This window comes from Nonomuraea sp. KM88, from assembly GCF_052245635.1.
GTDB lineage: Bacteria > Actinomycetota > Actinomycetes > Streptosporangiales > Streptosporangiaceae > Nonomuraea.
This window is the reverse complement of the sequence record NZ_JBQQCC010000058.1, coordinates 1-2676: the sequence shown is the minus strand read 5'-3', so window position 1 is coordinate 2676 and position 2676 is coordinate 1. Positions and strand designations below refer to the sequence as shown.

The 2676-nt window shown below is 56.6% G+C and carries 1 rRNA gene; it reads right to left on the bottom strand.

The window, feature by feature from the left end:
* Positions 1-6: 6 nt before the first annotated feature.
* Positions 7-2676 (bottom strand): 23S ribosomal RNA (locus ACTWPV_RS49610); the annotation flags it as partial.

Here is a 2676-nt window from a genome sequence, read left to right as displayed (position 1 = left end):
TGCTTTGTGGTCAAGTCCTCGGCCTATTAGTACCGGTCAGCTCCACACGTTACCGTGCTTCCACACCCGGCCTATCAACCCGGTCGTCTACCGGGAGCCTTACCCCCTCACAGGGTGGGAGACCTCATCTCAAGGCGAGCTTCCCGCTTAGATGCTTTCAGCGGTTATCCCTTCCGAACGTAGCCAACCAGCCGTGCACCTGGCGGTACAACTGGCACACCAGAGGTTCGTCCGTCCCGGTCCTCTCGTACTAGGGACAGCTCCTTTCAAGTCTCCTACGCGCGCAGCGGATAGGGACCGAACTGTCTCGCGACGTTCTAAACCCAGCTCGCGTACCGCTTTAATGGGCGAACAGCCCAACCCTTGGGACCTACTCCAGCCCCAGGATGCGACGAGCCGACATCGAGGTGCCAAACCATCCCGTCGATATGGACTCTTGGGGAAGATCAGCCTGTTATCCCCGGGGTACCTTTTAGCCGTTGAGCGACACCGCTTCCACACGCCGATGCCGGATCACTAGTCCCAGCTTTCGCTCCTGCTCGACCCGTCAGTCTCACAGTCAAGCTCCCTTGTGCACTTACACTCAACACCTGATTGCCAACCAGGCTGAGGGAACCTTTGGGCGCCTCCGTTACCCTTTAGGAGGCAACCGCCCCAGTTAAACTACCCACCAGACACTGTCCCCGATCCGGATCACGGACCAGAGTTAGACGTTCAAAACGACCAGAGTGGTATTTCACCAATGACTCCACCCGAACTAGCGTCCGAGCTTCCCAGTCTCCCACCTATCCTACACAAGACGCTCCAAACGCCAATGTCAAGCTGTAGTGAAGGTCCCGGGGTCTTTCCGTCCTGCTGCGCGTAACGAGCATCTTTACTCGTAGTGCAATTTCGCCGGGTCTGCGGTTGAGACAGCGGGGAAGTCGTTACGCCATTCGTGCAGGTCGGAACTTACCCGACAAGGAATTTCGCTACCTTAGGATGGTTATAGTTACCACCGCCGTTTACCGGCGCTTAAGTTCTCACCTTCGCCAGGTCTCCCTGACTAAGCGGTCCCCTTAACGTTCCGGCACCGGGCAGGCGTCAGTCCGTATACATCGTCTTACGACTTCGCACGGACCTGTGTTTTTAGTAAACAGTCGCTTCCCCCTGGCCACTGCGACCCCCACCAGCTCACAGAGCTAGCCCGATCACCAGCAGAGGTCCCCCTTCTCCCGAAGTTACGGGGGCAATTTGCCGAGTTCCTTAACCACAGTTCACCCGATCGCCTTAGTATTCTCTACCTGACCACCTGAGTCGGTTTAGGGTACGGGCCGCCACAACACTCACTAGAGGCTTTTCTCGGCAGCATAGGATCATCCACTTCACCACAATCGGCTCGGCATCACATCTCAGGCTTAAAGAACGCGGATTTACCTACGTCCCGCCCTACATGCTTACCCCAGGACAACCATCGCCTGGGCTGGACTACCTTCCTGCGTCACCCCATCGCTTACCTACTACCCAATCAGGCCGAGCGTTCAGCCTCACATCCCCTCCGAAGAGGCAACGGACTTAAGGACTCTTAGTATCAAGGGGTTCAGTATGGGCGCATTGAAGCGGGTACGGGAATATCAACCCGTTGTCCATCGACTACGCCTGTCGGCCTCGCCTTAGGTCCCGACTTACCCTGGGCGGATTAACCTGGCCCAGGAACCCTTGGTCATCCGGCGCGAGGGTTTCTCACCCTCGATTCGCTACTCATGCCTGCATTCTCACTCGCACAGCCTCCACAACTAGATCACTCTGCTGCTTCGCCGGCTGCACGACGCTCCCCTACCCACCAACACGAACTAACGTATCAGTGCCACGACTTCGGCGATGTGCTTGAGCCCCGCTACATTGTCGGCGCGGAATCACTTGACCAGTGAGCTATTACGCACTCTTTCAAGGATGGCTGCTTCTAAGCCAACCTCCTGGTTGTCTCTGCGACTCCACATCCTTTCCCACTTAGCACACGCTTAGGGGCCTTAGTCGGTGATCTGGGCTGTTTCCCTCTCGACTACGAACCTTATCGCCCGCAGTCTCACTGCCACGCTCTCACTTACCGGCATTCGGAGTTTGGCTGACGTCAGTAACCTTGTCGGGCCCATCAGCCATCCAGTGCTCTACCTCCGGCAAGAAACACGCAACGCTGCACCTAAATGCATTTCGGGGAGAACCAGCTATCACGGAGTTTGATTGGCCTTTCACCCCTACACACAGATCATCCCCCAGGTTTTCAACCCTGGTGGGTTCGGTCCTCCACCCAGTCTTACCTGAGCTTCAACCTGCCCATGCGTAGATCACTCCGCTTCGGGTCTACAGCATGCGACTCAAACGCCCTCTTCAGACTCGCTTTCGCTACGGCTCCCCCACACGGGTTAACCTCGCCACACACCATAACTCGCAGGCTCATTCTTCAAAAGGCACGCAGTCACATCACACACAAGGACAAACCTCATGTAAGCTCCTACGGCTTGTAGGCACACGGTTTCAGGTACTCTTTCACAACCCCTCACCGGGGCACTTTTCACCTTTCCCTCACGGTACTCGTGCACTATCGGTCACCAGGGAGTATTTAGGCTTACCAGGTGGTCCTGGCAGATTCACACAGGATTCCTCGAGCCCCGTGCTACTTGGGATCCCCTCAAGAAG